The sequence below is a fragment of the Zoogloea sp. JDB1 genome, assembly GCF_056724025.1.
Genome location: NZ_CM161496.1, coordinates 3,487,509 through 3,504,220, shown reverse-complemented (window position 1 = coordinate 3,504,220; position 16,712 = coordinate 3,487,509). Strand labels below are relative to the sequence as shown.

Here is a 16,712-nt window from a genome sequence, read left to right as displayed (position 1 = left end):
AATTACAACGTCAAGTTCAAATACGACCGCTAGTCTCCAAATCCAGCAAGCGCGAGAATATAACATTTCATTCAAGTGGACGGCTACGCCGCCGCTTACCTCAGGCGTTGCGCGTCATGAACTCTGACTATTCACACTGCTGGGCACGCTATCGTGCTGACTGTGATCGCGGCATGTCGAAGGAACACCTGCTTTCGAAGAGTCTGTTTCACGGTCAGACCGTTCACGTGTCTGGCTTCGATTGGTGCATGGGCGAAGAGAAGTGCGTTGGTATCAACTCTCTTCAAAGAAGGTTTCTATGCGAGAAGCACAACAATGACCTTTCAGACGCAGATGCTGCCGCTAAGCAAGCTATCGATGCCTTCGAGGCAGGCGGCAGTGAGTTTCTCTTGAATGGTATTCTATTAGAGCGGTGGCTAGTAAAAACCGCCGTAAACCTCAGCGTTGGTGGCAACCTACACATAGGCTATGGCATGAGTGAATCCAAGCCCGGATGGCCAAGCCCATACCTTCTCGCAGTAGCGTTTGGAGACGAGATCCTCTGCGCAAAAATGGGGGCCTATTTTCTTTTCCCTGCAACTCAGTATAAGCACCGCGCCGGCGAGATTTCGGTTGTACCAATTCACCGTGACGGACAGATTGGAGGGTTCGTGTTTGGTCTCAGAGGGCAGTTCATATTCCTCAGCCTCTATCCAGGACACACCCCTCCTTCAATTGACACGCTCGCGCCAGGGCTCCTGCCACCGCCAATAGGAGGCGCCACACTTCATTACCGCCCCGCTTCGTTCCAAGTTCAAGTTGCCGGTGGCTCAGAAGGGAAAATTCAGTTGCGATGGCTGCACGTATGACGCCCACCCCGTCAATCGAGCGGGACAGCCAACAGGCTACGCTTGTTGGTAACCTCCGCGCTTCGCACTCCAGCGGCCCCTCACATCCAGGGCAATCGCACCTTAACGTCATACCCCCAGCAACTGGGCGCGAAACGCATCGACAGTGGCTGCGAGCATGCGCTTGGACTTGATGCTGGCCTTGCGCGTCGTATCGAGTCGCAGCAGGTTCATGACGATGTGGCGGACGATGGCCAGGTTGTTGGCGGCGTAGCCGCTGCGTACGCGTGACTGATCCTCGTTGAACTGCACATCCAGACACCAGTGAAGCCGATTCTCCACCTCCCAGTGACTGCGCACGGCCCGTGCAATGCGCTCGGCATCGGCGGGCAGACTGCTGATGTAGAAGAGGCGCTCGGTGCTGGTGTGGCCACCGACCGTGCGCTCGCGTTCGAGCACCGCAAAGCTGGCCAGATCCTGCCAGGCGTCGCTCTGGTAGAGCCGGCCGACGCCCTCATAGGCCCGGCATCGGCGTACTTCGATGCGCCCGTGATCCTGGGTTGAATCGCCCCGGGTTTCGCGGAGGCCATTTGGTTTAAGTCAGGCCATGACAGCCTGAGCGGTTTGACTGCGGTGATAGTTTGCCTCAGCTTCAGCCGGCGGCATGTAGCCAATAGGGGCGAGCAGCCGATGATGGTTGAACCAGGCCACCCACTCGAGGGTTGCCAGTTCCACCGCTTCAGCACTTTTCCATGGGCCACGGCGATGGATCAACTCTGCTTTGTAGAGTCCGTTGATCGTCTCGGCCAAGGCGTTATCGTAGCTGTCCCCCTTGCTGCCAACCGACGTCTCGATGCCCGCCTCGGCGAGTCGCTCGGTGTAGCGGATGGACACGTATTGCGACCCTCTATCCGAATGATGGATCAGGGCATCCCGCTGGGGCTGGCGTGCCCATAAGGCTTGCTCCAGTGCGTCCAGCACGAACTCGGTGTGCATGGAGCGGCTGACGCGCCAGCCGACGATGTAGCGGGCAAACACATCGACGACGAAGGCGACGTACACGAATCCCTGCCAGGTCGAGACATACGTGAAGTCGGAGACCCAGAGCTGATTCGGGCGCTCGGCCACGAACTGCCGATTGACCCGGTCCAGCGGACAAGGCACAGCGGGATCCGCGCGAGTCGTGCGGACGGCGCTTCCACGCCGGGCGCCGACAAGTCCCTCGGCCCGCATCAGACGTTCGACGGTGCAGCGAGCCACCTCGATGCCTTCCCGCTGCAACTGCCGCCACACCTTGCGCACGCCATACACCCGCAGATTGGCCTGCCAGACCCGCTGGATATCCCCGATCAAGCGTTCGTCGCGCAGCGCCCGGGCGCTACGCAGATCAGGGTTGCGCCGACGTGCCGCCCGGCGTCGATACGCCGACGGGGCAACCTGCAAGACCTTGCAGATCGGCTCGACCCCGAGACGCTCCCGGTGCATGTCGATGAAGTCGTGGGTCACTTGTTGCGGCGGTCGAGCTCCGCCTGCGCGAAATATGCGCTAGCCAGGCGCAGGATCTCGTTGGCCCGTTTCAGCTCCCGAACCTCCCGCTCCAGTTCCTTGATCCGTGCGGTCTCGGCACTGCTGACCCCGTCCCGCTGTCCGGTATCCCGCTCGTGCTGCCGAACCCAGGCGTGCAGTGTCTGGGCCGTGCAACCGATCTTCGCTGCAATCGACTGGATCGCTGCCCATTGCGACGGGTGCTCACTGCGCTGCTCGAACACCATCCGCACTGAACGCTCACGTACTTCCGGGGCGTATTTCGTTGTCTTTTTCATGGCTCCATCTTCTCAAGAGTAGGAGCCTCCGCGAAACCCGGGGCGATTCAGGTCGTGGTTTCGTGTGTGGAATGGGGCCTCAGGGGGGCTCGGGGATCGAGGCCGGCGAACAGGATCGAATCGTACAGATTCGGATGGTTCTCCTTCACGCACAGCACGTAGTGGGCGCCCCGTTCGCGAATCGTGCGCGCGATCTTTGTCTGCGTTCCCATCGCATCGATCGTCACCACGCAGCCCTCGAGTGCCAGCTTGGCGAGCAGTTCCGGAATGGCGGTGATCTCGTTGGACTTCTCGTCGGTGGCCATTTGGCCCAATACAACGCCCATGCCGGCGGCGAACGCGCTAACCAGATGCAGCGGAGCGGCCTCGGCTTTCGTCTTGCTGCCCGTGCGCCGGCTGGTCTTGCCGTCGATGGCGACAACCGTCTCTTCGGCCAATGCGGGCACCACCATGCCGACCCAGCGTCGGAAGGCGGATTCGAACTCGTCGGGGGCAATCATGCCGAACACGCGCCCCATCGTGTCGTGAGACGGGATGCCGTGCTCAAGCGCGATGAACCCGCGCAACCAGTCGAGCTTGGCTTCGGCCCACAACTCGATGTCGACGAAGTCGTCCACGCCCGAGAGCACCGCACAGACCGCCACCGTCAGCAATTCGGCCAGGTCGTGGCGGGTATGGCGCGCACTGCGCGGGTCGGAGATCGAGACGAATACCTGCGTCAGCGGCATGACGTTTCTCATCTTCATCGGATGCCCAAAAAGGCAGGAAACTACACAATTTGGGCCGCGGTGAACAGTCACGTCACGAATTTGTTGCGTTTTAAGAGGGGCGTTTCACTATGCAAAATAGGTGCGATTGCCCTGCCCTCACATCTACGTTGAACAACAACTTTCCTCAAAGCTGAACGGCAACATTGGGCCATAGCCGCCATCGACGTGCGACGGATCGCGCGGCAGGTTTCCGTCGAAAAACGGACTTTCGTAGTTGCCTATCACAGCATAGGCGATTCACCTGGGGCCAATCCAATCTGGCAAGCATACAGCCGGAGGGCTCACCTTCGAGCTACGCAGTTCCAGGAAGTCTGCGATCGCCTTCTCGCGCACACTCGCAGCTCTTCCTAAGAAATCGCCCTCCACACCAAGCGCGTTCAGGTATCCATTCACATCCCAATGAGTGGAGGGAAGTCTGGGAGGAAACTCCTCGACCATCGATGTCAGAAGATTAGAAATTTCCATTCTAATCTCAGTAGTCGCCCTTACATCGAGTTTCGCTAATGCGTTCCACATTTGACGAATCCCGAAGTCGTTCTTGAAGGCATTCTCGAGCGCCTCCCGGGTATCCAAGCGGTGCGACCATTCGTTGATGTCCTCTATCGTTTCGATGATTCGATCGGACTTTTCCACCATGCGGCTAATCATCTCAGCACGGGAGTCGTCACTGGGAGCCAGCTTGAGCAGGAGGTCAAACTCTCGCTGATGCCACTCGCCAACTACCTCCGTCTTCCAGCCTAAAAGGAGGTTGAACACACGTTCACGACCAGATGCATCCAGCTCGCGAATCACTTGACTGAGCTCCTCTTCACCGTACCTACGTTCGAGACTGAAGAGTTCGTCGAGACAATCTTCAAATAGAGGATGATTCGGCATTCGAGCCAATTGCCGAATAACACCCTTCCAAGTTGGCGAGTTGTCGTGGTGATGGCCTAGGTACCACAGAGGCTGCGGCGCTCCTCTATGCATGCGCACACAGGCAGTCAGCAACGCGGGGGGCATGTGGTCAATGAGTTGGGCTGCCGGCATATGGAACCCATCAGTTGCACCAAGAAGCAGCTCCTGAATTTCTGTGGGAACACAGTTTTGTGTGAGTGCTGCAGCCTTCATCCATACATCATCATCGCGTCCATTGGCCAAAAGCTTCATGACCATCGAGCGTTCGTCCTCACGCAGGTCATTCCAGCGCGCCACAAGATTGGCCACAAAGACCAAGGCTGCGCCGGTGCTTGGCACTGCGAGCAGCCTCTCAATGGTCGCTCGCCTGTCCTCTGCAGATAACGCCGGCGCATCGAGCAAGCCCGTCACCAGACCAAGCATGTAGTCGTCAGGTAGGTGCCCAGCGGCGATTCGAATATGCAGCCAGTCGATCCAAGCATTGACCACAGCCTCAGAAGACGACGAGGATAAATAGGCAAGCGCCGTATTGCAGACGTCGTACAGACGCTCCCCTGCCATGCGAAACGAGCTGGGAAAGACTCTAAGAGCGGGGGCTAGAACTTCGCCGACGAGAGCCCATGGCTGTAGTACCCTATCGCTGCTCCAGGCCCTGTCATTGTCTGCGTAGAAGTGGGCCAGCAGTCGTGAAACTACGATTGCAGCGGTCTCAGGTTCAGCGCTAGACGCTCGTAGCAGTGCAGCCAGCTTCGCCTTTCGGTCCGAACCGACGGTGTTCCACCCCTTGGTAACCGCATCTAGCATTCGACCCACAACGGACGGATGCGTATCGCGTCGGAGTCGCTCCAGAATCTCATCGTCATCCGCCCGCTCGACGAGTAACCAGGTATAGGCCGCCTCTGCTCGAATTAGGCCTTCGGAGAAGCCCAGCAGTCGAAGCAGTACGTCGGGTTCAAGCTGGCTCGGTTGAGCCTTGAAGAAGCGCAGCGCTTCCACCGCGCTCCCAGGGTTTGGAAGCGCATTACCCGCGCAAAGTTTTGCTACTGTCTGGCGCACGCGTTCTTCATTTGCAGCGGGTATCGTTCTTAGGAAGGACAGGTTTGTATGGTCGTTATCGACCGGGAAGAATGGCTCACCACAATCCCAGACGACATCCTCGAGCTCGATACGGCCAATAGAGTTGACCCAATACTGAAGCCTCTCCAAGTATCTCTCGGGTTCAGATTTGACGACGTCAAGCAGAAATTCGTAGCAGAGATCTCGGGTGGTCGGAAAGTGCCAATGAAGCCCACCCTCCGCCAAATCGACCAGGGACTCGCCAAGACCGAGAGACTCTTCCAGGTCACGATGCAGCCACCAGAGATTTCTGGCTGTTGCGACCGACGTACTTGGCGAAGGCGCGAAGAGCCCTCTCCTTATCGCTGAGAGCACATCGTCCCTTTCCATCGATACCGCCTGTCTCACGACAGCACGAGCAGCCGCACGGTAGTACGGATGGGAGAATTCGAAGTGGTTCGCCTTTTTGCGGCGGAGCACGCGGTGCAGCTCCAAATTGGTGAGGCACTGCCTTGCGCTCACTGGCAAAGTTGGTTCTTCGGCATAGGTCGGCGCTGCGACAGGAGCCCGGAGAGGACTGTCAGGTGATAAGTTCAAGAACTCGTACGGAACCGGCCTCTTGAGCTCCAGCCCTTCTCCCAAGATGAATGCCAGTTCACTGTCCGCGGAAGTTTCTATTGCCGTGGAGCCTATGGCCAACGCACGCACCACTTCCTGCGCTCCACTGGAGCGCAGGGTCATGGCGAACTCGATAGCGGATTCGCTTGCCAAGCTTTGTGCCTGACGTACCACGTCTGCGCCCTGCAACTGTTGATGGTAGGCCGCCACATGCGTCAATACGCCGACTGGTACGTCAATCTCTCCGCTTGCAATGGCGGACGCCACTGCGTCCTTCACCTCATCCGAGACCTGATTGCACTGCGACTGCACGTCCCAGACCCGTAGCAAAAATCCTGACGGATATACACCCAAGTCATGCCAGGGCAGGTTTCCGGTTTGCACCTTCTCTAGAGAATCGGTGGCTCTAGCAGCAAGAAGTACTTCTTGCGATTGCGCCACTACCAAGCGCCGATTTGGCTCAAGCCCTCGAATGAGCCAATCGAGGCTTTTCAGCGCCTGCCCGGCCTTCGAATTTGCTTCGAAGTCGGAGCCAAGAGGGTCGTCCAAGACGACCAGAACTTCGGCGCGACGTCTGTCTAGGAGAATACGTTCGGCCTCGTCAACCAAGCTAGTGCGCAAGACTTCAAAACCCAACTCTTGCAAGGCGCCAGCGACCCACTTTGCAGCGTCAGTCTTGCCGCAGCGAGGCGACCCCGAGAGTAACAGAGCGCGTTGGGCTGTAAGCTCTGCGACCCAAAGTTGTTCAGCGTCGCGAGGCACATAGTTGCTGGGCCGAACCGAAGAAGCGACCTCAGCATTCAGTACATCCTTGAGCGCTAGCACCACATCTTTCCCTGACCCCTTGCTGTCCCGCACTCGTTGCAGCATCTGAAGGAGCGTGCCTTCCGCTCTGTCATTTGGCACCCCAAGGTCGCGTAAGTGGTCAAACAGGCGAGCCATGACGTTTTCCTTCGTTACGTTGTCCTGCAAGACCAAGCGCTTGAATGCATCATTGAGCTCGGTCGCGGGGGTCGTCTGCCCGAGGGCGGAGAAAGCCGCTGCTCTGTCGCGTTCTAGTTCCGTGTTTTTGACGGGCGTAGATGCAACGACTTGAGCCAACAACGACCGCGCCGAACCTGCGGACAGTGGTGGTTTCCGGTGGGCCTCTCCGCGCCAGTTCGGCCTAACTGTCAGAGGTGACGCAAAGTCCATGGCACGCTGAGCGCAGACTAGAAGCACCAACTTGCTTGGCTGTTTCAAAAGCCTTTCAAGCAAGCAGCCTGTCGAAAGTCGGCTTGGAAAGTGCGCAAGGTACTCACGTAACACTGCTTCGTCGACAGCCTTGGTGTGACGCTCGGCGCCTTTGACCTGCAGTTCCAGCTCTACATGGTTGCCATCAAGCACGACGTGGAGCGTCGAATCCTCACCGCCGCTGTCAACGACAGCACGCACATCGTGGGCCCAGAATCGGAGCACAAGCTCCAGTGTGACGTGGTACTGGAACTCATAACGTTCGGGGCCGATAATTTCGATTGACATGATCTTAGAACTTCAAATGGATCGGCGCTTACTAACGGCCGAGTAAATGTAACTGCAGAGTTAAGCTGGAAGCGGAGATTGAATTGTCTGCCCGCCAGTGACCGCTTTCGCTAGATGTCTCCAAAGCCCAAATGGTAGCTTCTTGAAAAGGAGCGAGCCTGTCCGAATTTTTGTGTGTGAGGCATAACATGTTGACAAGGAGCAACCGGCAGCGAAGCTGCCCACCATTCCGAAGGAACTGATTGATTCATTCCGGCTTCAGGAGGCTGCCAGTCGAATCTCGATATCAATACGGCAGTTTTGAGGCGCTTAGCGGACTAATCCGACAGCCAAGGTGGCTGGCCGCTCCGGCCGATATCCTGCCATCGAGTATCCAGGCCACACGACCTCTCAACTCCAGAACTCGTCGTTACCCCAAACGATTGAATATCCCAACGACGCCTGGAGTTTGAACCCGCATCGCATCAGCATCCATCACCCCAAGTGGATCATGTTGCCGATGCTGCATCGAATACTCCGGCGTGAACATTCGATCCTGCATCGTGAACATTGAGTATTCCCCTGCCACCATTCGATGTTGCCCGGTGCACACCCTTTCTGGAAGGGCGCCACATTTCATGTGACGCCTGCACCATCGAATCACGCCGCCCCAATATCGAAATATCCGCGCGCTGCATGACATGTTGCGTCCGCCTTGATCGATGCGACGGCGGCAGCATCGAATGTTGACCGCGCCTCTTCTCATGTTCACGTCGGCATACATGCTGCGCGGTCTGGCGTGTTTCATGTGCACGCAGTCATCATCAAACAGCACCGGGGAACATGCTGACCGCCGCGGGCATCATAAACAGTGCACGTTCCTTTTCGCTTCCAACCGCGCACCGATCATGAACTCCCTGCCTGCCGTTCTACTGGGCGCCCCTCTCGCCGCCCTGCTCTCCGCCTGCGCCGGCCCGCGCTTTCCGGCGAATGTCGCGACCGTCGATGAACTCGTTACGCGCTTCGGGCCGCCCGCCAAGCGCTGGCCGGCGGACGGCGGCGGCGAGCGGCTGGCCTTCACCACGTCGCCGATGGGGATGCAGACCTGGATGGGCATTGCGGATACGGACGGCCGGGTACGCAGCGTGGAGAACGTGCTCGACATGCAGCACTTCGCGCGCATCCAGCCGGGCATGGACGAGGATGCGGTGATGCGGGAGATCGGGCCTCCCTATCGCCCTTGGACCGTGACTTACCCCGCGCGCAACGAGCGCGTGTGGGAATGGCGGTATTGCGATGCGTGGAACGAGCCGGCGCGCTTCGACGCGCTGTTCGACACCGGCACCGGCAAGGTCCGCTCGACGATGAGCCTCACCGAGCGCCAGTCCCGCGATGGCAGCGGCGAACGCGGCGAGTGGTGCAGCCAGTAATCCCCCTTCCACGACCGCGGGCCGGACGTCCGACTCCTGCACGAACGTCCGATTCCCGGTCGCCGATTCATCCGCCAGCCCATCCCTTCCGGCAGTCGGCCTGAATCTAAAACTCCTTTACTTTCAGTCTTCTATCTCCTTTCTGTCTGGCCTGGCACAAGCGTTGCCCTATCTCTTGCGGGGACAGCGGCTCGCCCCGGGGTGCAGCGGAATGCGGCACCAGTCCAAACCAAGGAGAAATGGAGACAACAATGGAAGTCCAACAATCACAGGTTCAGGTGATGGGCATCGACGCCGGCGGCACGATGACCGACACCTTCTTCGTTCGGGCCGACGGACGTTTCGTCGTCGGCAAGGCGCAGAGCAATCCGGCCGACGAATCGCTGGCCATCTTCAACTCGTCGGAAGACGCCCTCGCCCACTGGAACCGTACGGTGGACGATGTCTATCCGGAACTGGCGACCTGCGTCTATTCCGGCACGGCCATGCTCAACCGCATCCTGATGCGCAAGGGCCTCGACGTGGGCCTGATCTGCAACAAGGGTTTCGAGCAGATCCACTCCATGGGCCGCGCCCTGCAGAGCTATCTGGGCTACGCGCTGGAAGACCGCATCCACCTCAACACCCACCGCTACGACGAGCCGCTGGTGCCGGTCTCCCGCACCCGCGGCGTCACCGAGCGCACCGATGTGCAGGGCAAGGTCGTCATCCCGCTGCGCGAGGAGGAAGTCCGCCAGGCTACCCGCGAGCTGATCGCCGCCGGTGCGCAGGCCATCGTGATCTGCCTGCTGCAGTCCCACAAGAACGAATCCAGCGAGACCCGTGCCCGCGACATTGCCCGTGAGGAACTGGCCAAGCTGAAGGTGGACATCCCGGTCTTCGCGTCGGTGGATTACTACCCGTCCCGCAAGGAAAGCCACCGGATGAACACCACCATCCTGGAGGCCTACGGTGCCGAGCCGTCCCGCCAGACGCTCAAGAAGGTCAGCGACCGCTTCAAGAAGCATGGCGCCAAGTTCGACCTGCGCGTGATGGCCACCCACGGCGGCACGATCAGCTGGAAGGCCAAGGAACTGGCCCGCACCATCGTTTCCGGCCCGATTGGCGGCGTGATCGGCTCCAAGCTGCTCGGCGAATACCTGGGCGACGAGAACATCGCCTGCTCCGACATCGGCGGCACCAGCTTCGACGTGGCGCTGATCACCAAGGGCAACTTCGCGATCAAGTCCGACCCGGACATGGCCCGCCTGGTGCTGTCCCTGCCGCTGGTGGCGATGGATTCGGTGGGTGCCGGCGCCGGCAGCTTCGTGCGCCTCGACCCCTACAGCAAGTCGATCAAGCTCGGCCCGGACAGCGCCGGCTACCGGGTTGGCACCTGCTGGCCGGAGAGCGGTCTGGATACGGTGTCGGTGTCCGACTGCCACGTGGTGCTCGGCTACCTCAACCCGGACAACTTCCTGGGCGGTGCGATCAAGCTCGACGTGCAGCGCGCCCGCGACCACATCAAGGCGCAGATCGCCGATCCGCTCGGCCTCTCCGTCGAGGATGCGGCAGCCGGCGTCATCGAGCTGCTCGATCTGACCCTGTCCGAGTACCTGCGCGCCAACATCAGCGCCAAGGGCTACAACCCGGCCGAATTCACCTGCTTCTCCTACGGTGGCGCCGGTCCGGTGCATACCTACGGCTACACCGAGGGCGTCGGCTTCAAGGACGTGGTGGTGCCGGCCTGGGCGGCGGGCTTCTCGGCCTTCGGCTGCGCCTGCGCGGATTTCGAGTACCGCTACGACAAGTCGGTGGACCTGGGCGTCGCCCAGCTCGCTCCCGATGCGGACAAGGAAGCGGCCTGCCGCACGCTGCAGGACGCCTGGTCCGAACTGGCGCTGAAGGTCATCGACGAGTTCGTGCTCAATGGCTACAAGGCCGAGGACGTGCTGCTGATCCCCGGCTACAAGATGCAGTACATGGGCCAGCTCAACGACCTGGAAATCGTCTCGCCGGTGGCTACCGCTGCCAGCGCCGCCGACTGGAACCAGATCGTCGATGCCTTCGAGAACACCTATGGCCGTGTGTATGCCAGCTCGGCGCGCTCGCCGGAGCTGGGCTTCTCGATCACCGGCGCGATCCTGCGCGGCACCGTGGTGACCCAGAAGCCGGTGCTGCCGGAAGACGAGGACGCCGGCCCCACCCCGCCGCAGAGCGCCTACCTGGGCACCCGCCCCTTCTACCGCCACAAGCGCTGGGTCGATGCGGCGCTGTGGAAGATGGAAAGCCTGAAGGCCGGCAACCACATCGTGGGCCCCGCGATCATCGAGTCCGATGCAACGACCTTTGTCGTGCCGGACGGCTTCGCGACCACGATCGACAAGCACCGCCTTTTCCATCTCAAGGAAGTCCGCTAGGCCACACACACCATTGAGGAGACATCGTCATGAACATGATGAACAAGAATGAGCTCGGCTTCGCCGACCTGCTGAAGAACGGCCAGACCCTTAAACAGTTCCGCGACGGCATCATCGAGCGCACCCAGGCCAGCGGCTGCTACAACGGTATCGAGAAGCTGGAGTTCCGCGACAGCGACCCGATCGGCTACGAGAAGCTGTTCTCCAAGCTACGCGGCGGCCTGGTGCATGCCCGCGAAACGGCCAAGAAGATTGCCGCCAGCCCCATCGTCGAGCAGGAAGGCGAACTCTGCTTCACGCTCTACAACGCGGTCGGCGACTGCGTGCTGACTTCCACCGGCATCATCATCCACGTCGGCACGATGGGCGCGGCGATCAAGTACATGATCGAGAACAACTGGGAAGCCAACCCCGGCATCAATCCCGGCGACATGTTCACCAACAACGATTGCTCGATCGGCAATGTGCACCCCTGCGACATCGCCACCATCGTGCCGATCTTCTGGGAAGGCCGGCTGATCGGCTGGGTCGGCGGCGTGACCCACGTGATCGACACCGGCTCGGTGACGCCGGGCTCCATGTCCACCGGCCAGACCCAGCGTTTCGGCGACGGCTACATGATCACCTGCCGCAAGACCGGCATCAACGACGAGCCGCTGCGCGACTGGCTGCATGAGTCCCAGCGCTCGGTGCGCACACCGAAGTACTGGATCCTCGACGAGAAGACCCGTATCGCCGGCTGCCACATGATCCGCGAGCTGGTGGAGGACGTGATCCGCGCCGACGGCATCGAGGCCTACGAGAAGTTCGCCTATGAAGTCATCGAGGAAGGCCGCCGCGGCCTGATGAGCCGCATCAAGGCGATGACCCTGCCCGGCAAGTACCGCAAGGTGTCCTTCGTCGATGTGCCCTACAAGCACGAGGACGTGCAGGTCTCCAACGCCTTCGCCAAGCTCGATTCCATCATGCACTCGCCGTGCGAGATGACCATCAAACCGGACGGCAAGTGGCGCCTCGACTTCGAGGGCGCGAGCCGCTGGGGCTGGCATACCTTTAATGCCCACCAGGTGGCCTTCACCTCCGGCATCTGGGTGATGATGTGCCAGACCCTGGTGCCGACCCAGCGCATCAACGACGGCGCCTACTACGCCACCGAGTTCCGCCTGCCCAAGGGCACCTGGTGCAACCCGGACGACCGCCGCACCGGCCACGCTTACGCCTGGCACTTCCTGGTGTCCGGCTGGGCGGCCCTGTGGCGCGGCCTCGGCCAGTCCTACTTCAGCCGTGGCTATCTGGAAGAGGTTAACGCCGGTAACGCCAACACCTCCAACTGGCTGCAGGGCGGCGGCATCAACCAGGACGGCGAGATCCACGCGGTGAACAGCTTCGAAGCATCGAGCTGCGGCACCGGCGCCTGCGCAGTGAAGGACGGCCTCAACCACGCCGCCGCGATCTGGAACCCGGAAGGCGACATGGGCGACATCGAGATCTGGGAGATGGCCGAACCGCTGCTCTACCTGGGTCGCAACGTCAAGGCCAACTCCGGCGGCTACGGCAAGTACCGCGGCGGTTGCGGCTTCGAGACCCTGCGCATGGTGTGGAACGCCCAGGACTGGACCATGTTCTTCATGGGCAACGGCTTCATGAACAGCGACTGGGGCCTGATGGGCGGCTATCCGTCGGCCACCGGCTACCGTTTCGAGGCCCACAAGACCGGGCTGGAGAACCGCATCGCCATCGGCGACAGCCTGCCGCTGGGCGGCGACCTCGATCCGTCCAACCCGGACTACGAGCGCCACCTGGACGCCACCGCCACGGTCAAGCGCGACAAGCAGTGCATTACCACGGAGGACTGCTACGCCAACCACGACCTCTACCTCAACTACCTGCGCGGCGGCCCCGGCTTCGGCGACCCCATCGACCGCGAGCCGAAGGCCATCGAGGGCGACCTCAACCAGAAGTTCCTGCTGCCCGAGTACGCCGAGAAGGTTTATGGCGCGGTGTTCACCCAGGACGCCAAGGGCGTGTTCACCGTGGATGCTGCCAAGACCCAGGCCCGCCGCGCCGTGATCCGCAAGGAACGCCTGGCCCGCGCGCTGCCGACCCGTGAATGGATGAAGGAGGAACGCGAACGCATCCTCAACAAGCACGCCTCCATCCAGGTCCAGCACATGTTCGCCACCAGCTTCGCGCTGTCCGAGAAGTTCACCCAGCAGTTCAAGGACTTCTGGAACCTGCCGGCCGACTGGCTGGTGCGCGAGGAGGAGCTGGGCGTGCCGTCCTACGGATCCAAGCACCGCATGGATCTGTCCCTGCTGCCCGACGTCACCACCGTCGTCCAGGTCGAAGAGTAATCACGGAATCAAGGAGTCCGAACATGTCTACTTACACCAACGAGCAGGTCGCCCACCTCGTCGAAGGTACGCTCGACTGGGAAACCACCTTCCGCATGCTGTCCATGCCCAAGGACCACAGCCGCTTCGAGCAGTACGTCGCGGCCCTGCAGGCCAAGGTCGGGTTCAAGGACAAGATCGTCCTGCCCCTCGGCCCGCACCTCTACATCGTTCAGTCCGCCAAGACCAAGGAATGGGTCACCCAGTGCGACTGCGGCCACGTCTTCGCCGACTACCGCGAGAACTGGAAGCTCCACGCCGCCATCTATGTGCGCGACACCGAGGAGGCGATGACCGAGGTCTATCCCAAACTGATGGCGCCGGATACCCAGTGGCAGGTGTATCGCGAGTACTACTGCCCGACCTGCGGCACCATGCACGACGTGGAAGCACCGACCCCGTGGTACCCGGTGATCCATGACTTCGAGCCGGACATTGAGGCCTTCTACAAGGACTGGATGGGCCTGCCGGTGCCGGAACGCGCTTAAGCCGGGTTGCAAGCGCTTTGCGGGGCTCAGCCGTGACGGCTGGCCCCGCTTTTTTGTTGTTGCGATGCGCTCGGCCTGTCGGCCGGCGCGTCTCGGACGAGCGTCCGAAAATGAGTCGGACGCCGCGCCGAACGTACGAAAACCGGACGCCCGGACAGGCGACCGCCTGCCCTCCCCGCCACCCGCTCCTTGCCCAGCCTCGCCTGCAGCGAATTGCGGAAAATGGCACCACGTTTGCTAATCTCCAGATCGGCAGTTCCATTTCTTGATTGGCAATTCCAGATCGGAGGCACAGTACAGACCCAAGCCACCCGTCCCGTCCGCGCGCAGAACCCACCCTTAAAACGGCCGCATCCATCGATAGCGGTCCGCCGCAAACGGGACGCAACCAAAGGAGGAAGACGTGAGAAAAATACCGCACGGAGGGACATGTGTTCTCCAATCCGCGTAACAACGCCGCTGTGATGGCCGCCTGGGAATCTTTCCTGAGCGGCGACGCCGCCCGCAACGACACCCTGCGGACCCTGGTGGACCGTTCCTGGCGACGCTGCCAGGACGCCCGCGTAGACCCGGACCGCCGCTACGCCCCCGATCCCCTGCCCGAACACGCGCTGTACGCGCTGCGGGAAAGCAACAGTGAACTGCTGGAGGCCGGCGCACCGGTGATGGCCTACGCGCGGGACTTCCTCGCCGAGAGCGGCACGATGATGCTGCTGGCCGACACCCAATGCACCATCCTCACGATGGAGGGCGACACGCCGACGGTGGATACCGCCGAATCGATCCGCCTGATTCCCGGCGTCAACTGGAGCGAGCGCATCTGCGGCACCAACGCCATCGGCACGGCGCTGGCCGTCGGCCAGCCGGTGCAGATCCATTCGGCCGAGCACTTCTGTGCCGGCATCAAGCTGTGGACCTGTTCGGCAGCGGTGATCCGCCATCCCCAGAGCGGCGAGATCGTCGGCGTGATCGACGTCTCCGGCCTGTCCGAAACCTATAACCGCCAAAGCCTGGCCCTCGCCGTCACCACCGCCAGCCGCATCGAGAGCCGCCTGGCCGCGCGGGAGATGGAGCTTCGCTGCCGCCTGCTGGAAGGGGCGATGGGCCGCTGGGGCTCCAGCGCCGCCGACGGCCTGATCCTCTTCGACCGGCGCGGCGTGCCGGTGAAGATCAACGAGCACACCGCCACCGCCGTCGCTGCGCGGGGTGGCGACATGGACCTGTCTGCCCCAGCACGCCTGCCGGAAATGGCTCTCGGTGCCGACGGTCCAGTCGGCCCGCTGCCCGAATGGATGAACAACGACTGGCTGGTGCCGGTGACGAGCCACGGCCTGCGCCTCGGCACGCTGCTGATCATGCCCCTCGCCCGCGGCACCCGCCCGGCCTCCATCCAGCAGGCCGCGCCGAGCTGTACGCCGCCCGACAGCCCGGCCAAGGTGCGCAATTTCGCGTCCCTGGTCAGCCGCAACCCGACGCTGCTGTCGGCCATCGACAAGGCGCGCCAGCTGGCCCGCTCGAAGGTGCCGGTGCTGCTGCTCGGCGAGACCGGCGTCGGCAAGGAGGAATTTGCCCGCGGCATTCACGAGGCCAGCCAGCGCGCCGGCGGCGCCTACGTGGCCCTCAACTGCGGCGGACTGTCGCGGGAGCTGCTGGCCAGCGAGCTGTTCGGCTATGCGGAAGGCGCCTTCACCGGCGCGCGCAAGGGCGGCATGATGGGCAAGATCGAGGCGGCGGATGGCGGCACGCTGTTCCTCGACGAAATCGGCGAGATGCCTGTCGATCTGCAACCCCACCTGCTGCGGGTGCTGGAAGAAGGCGAGATCCACCGCCTCGGCGAAAACGCCCCGCGCAAGGTGAACTTCCGCCTGGTCGCCGCCACCCACCGCAACCTGCGCGAGGAGGTCGCCGCCGGCCGCTTCCGCATGGACCTCTATTACCGCATCGCCGTCACGACCCTGCATCTGCCGCCGCTGCGCGAACGGCGGGAGGACATTCCGCTGCTGGTGGACCTGTTCCTCGCCCGCTTCGCAGCCCAGCACGGCCTGCCCGAACGCCCGCTCGGCGTCGGCGTCCTGGAACGTCTGCAGGCCTATGCGTGGCCCGGCAACGTGCGCGAACTGCGCAATGCGGTGGAGAGCATGGTGCTGATGAGCGACGGGCCGGAGATCGACGCCGATGCCCTGCCCGCCGAGTTGTCGGACATCGAGGTTCCAGCGCCAGCCGCCAGCGGTGGCTCGCGGATCTGCAGCATCGCCGACGGCGAGCTGGAGTTGATCCGCCGCGCTATCGCCGCCACCGGCGGCAACCTCACCTGGGCCGCACGCCAGCTCAATATCGCCAAGAGCACGCTGTATCTCAAGCTCAAGCGCTACGGGCTGGAGGTGGACCGGGAGCGCGCCCGCACCAGTGCCTGACAGCAGGCTTGCAAACGGGGCGGTTTGTGTAAAAAGCAGCCCGCCCTGCCGCTGGCCGGACTAAAATCCGGCCAATGTTCGACTCGCCCCAATCCAG

Annotated in this window: 8 protein-coding genes, 2 pseudogenes and 1 other annotated feature; of the genes and pseudogenes, 6 read left to right on the top strand and 4 right to left on the bottom strand. The window is 61.8% G+C overall.

The annotated features are described in order from the left end of the window. Positions 1 to 116 precede the first annotated feature (116 nt). Positions 117 to 848, top strand: a complete 732-nt coding sequence (locus tag AC1PPK_RS15765) for a hypothetical protein (RefSeq protein ID WP_481113977.1) — start codon at positions 117 to 119, stop codon at positions 846 to 848. 108 nt (positions 849 to 956) lie between these two features. Here AC1PPK_RS15765 and AC1PPK_RS15760 read toward each other — a convergent pair. The 4 genes and pseudogenes from AC1PPK_RS15760 to AC1PPK_RS15745 form a co-directional block, all read right to left on the bottom strand. Beyond that, positions 957 to 1,385, bottom strand: a pseudogene (locus tag AC1PPK_RS15760) (ISAs1 family transposase); the annotation flags it as partial. A 42-nt stretch (positions 1,386 to 1,427) separates the two neighbouring features. Next, positions 1,428 to 2,650, bottom strand: a protein-coding gene (locus AC1PPK_RS15755) for an IS3 family transposase (RefSeq protein WP_481113787.1) whose coding sequence is annotated in 2 segments (ribosomal slippage) — positions 1,428 to 2,368 and positions 2,368 to 2,650 — 1,224 coding nt in all. Because the reading frame shifts where the segments join, the coding sequence is not laid out codon by codon here. Then, positions 2,256 to 2,372: a sequence feature (AL1L pseudoknot), on the bottom strand. It overlaps the preceding gene by 117 nt. A gap of 53 nt (positions 2,651 to 2,703) precedes the next feature. Continuing rightward, a pseudogene (locus AC1PPK_RS15750) lies at positions 2,704 to 3,396 on the bottom strand (ISAs1 family transposase); the annotation flags it as partial. A 261-nt stretch (positions 3,397 to 3,657) separates the two neighbouring features. Further along, entirely contained in the window at positions 3,658 to 7,512 is a 3,855-nt protein-coding gene (locus tag AC1PPK_RS15745; protein ID WP_481113976.1) for an nSTAND3 domain-containing NTPase, read from the bottom strand. An 887-nt stretch (positions 7,513 to 8,399) separates the two neighbouring features. On the opposite strand from AC1PPK_RS15745, the gene AC1PPK_RS15740 reads away from it, so the two are divergent. The 5 genes from AC1PPK_RS15740 to AC1PPK_RS15720 all read left to right on the top strand — a co-directional run bounded on the left by AC1PPK_RS15740 (position 8,400) and on the right by AC1PPK_RS15720 (position 16,615). Next, on the top strand, positions 8,400 to 8,921 hold the full coding sequence (locus AC1PPK_RS15740; RefSeq protein ID WP_481113975.1) for a hypothetical protein: 522 nt from the start codon (positions 8,400 to 8,402) through the stop codon (positions 8,919 to 8,921). A 251-nt stretch (positions 8,922 to 9,172) separates the two neighbouring features. Continuing rightward, positions 9,173 to 11,320: a hydantoinase/oxoprolinase family protein gene (locus tag AC1PPK_RS15735; protein ID WP_481113974.1), complete on the top strand. Its 2,148-nt coding sequence runs from the start codon at positions 9,173 to 9,175 to the stop codon at positions 11,318 to 11,320. Positions 11,321 to 11,349: 29 nt separating this feature from the next. Continuing rightward, complete coding sequence (locus AC1PPK_RS15730; protein ID WP_481113973.1) at positions 11,350 to 13,674, top strand: hydantoinase B/oxoprolinase family protein; 2,325 nt, start codon at positions 11,350 to 11,352, stop codon at positions 13,672 to 13,674. A gap of 23 nt (positions 13,675 to 13,697) precedes the next feature. After that, positions 13,698 to 14,201 (top strand): acetone carboxylase subunit gamma, encoded by a 504-nt coding sequence (locus AC1PPK_RS15725; protein WP_481113972.1) that lies wholly within the window; start codon positions 13,698 to 13,700, stop codon positions 14,199 to 14,201. 431 nt (positions 14,202 to 14,632) lie between these two features. Next, complete coding sequence (locus AC1PPK_RS15720) at positions 14,633 to 16,615, top strand: sigma-54-dependent Fis family transcriptional regulator (RefSeq protein ID WP_481113971.1); 1,983 nt, start codon at positions 14,633 to 14,635, stop codon at positions 16,613 to 16,615. Positions 16,616 to 16,712: the final 97 nt, after the last annotated feature.

Bases quoted from the DNA above. Each gene is read 5' to 3' on its own strand.
- AC1PPK_RS15765 (WP_481113977.1), top strand. From the start codon at position 117: ATGAACTCTGACTATTCACACTGCTGGGCACGCTATCGTGCTGACTGT.
- AC1PPK_RS15745 (WP_481113976.1), bottom strand. From the start codon at position 7,512: ATGTCAATCGAAATTATCGGCCCCGAACGTTATGAGTTCCAGTACCAC.
- AC1PPK_RS15740 (WP_481113975.1), top strand. From the start codon at position 8,400: ATGAACTCCCTGCCTGCCGTTCTACTGGGCGCCCCTCTCGCCGCCCTG.
- AC1PPK_RS15735 (WP_481113974.1), top strand. From the start codon at position 9,173: ATGGAAGTCCAACAATCACAGGTTCAGGTGATGGGCATCGACGCCGGC.
- AC1PPK_RS15730 (WP_481113973.1), top strand. From the start codon at position 11,350: ATGAACATGATGAACAAGAATGAGCTCGGCTTCGCCGACCTGCTGAAG.
- AC1PPK_RS15725 (WP_481113972.1), top strand. From the start codon at position 13,698: ATGTCTACTTACACCAACGAGCAGGTCGCCCACCTCGTCGAAGGTACG.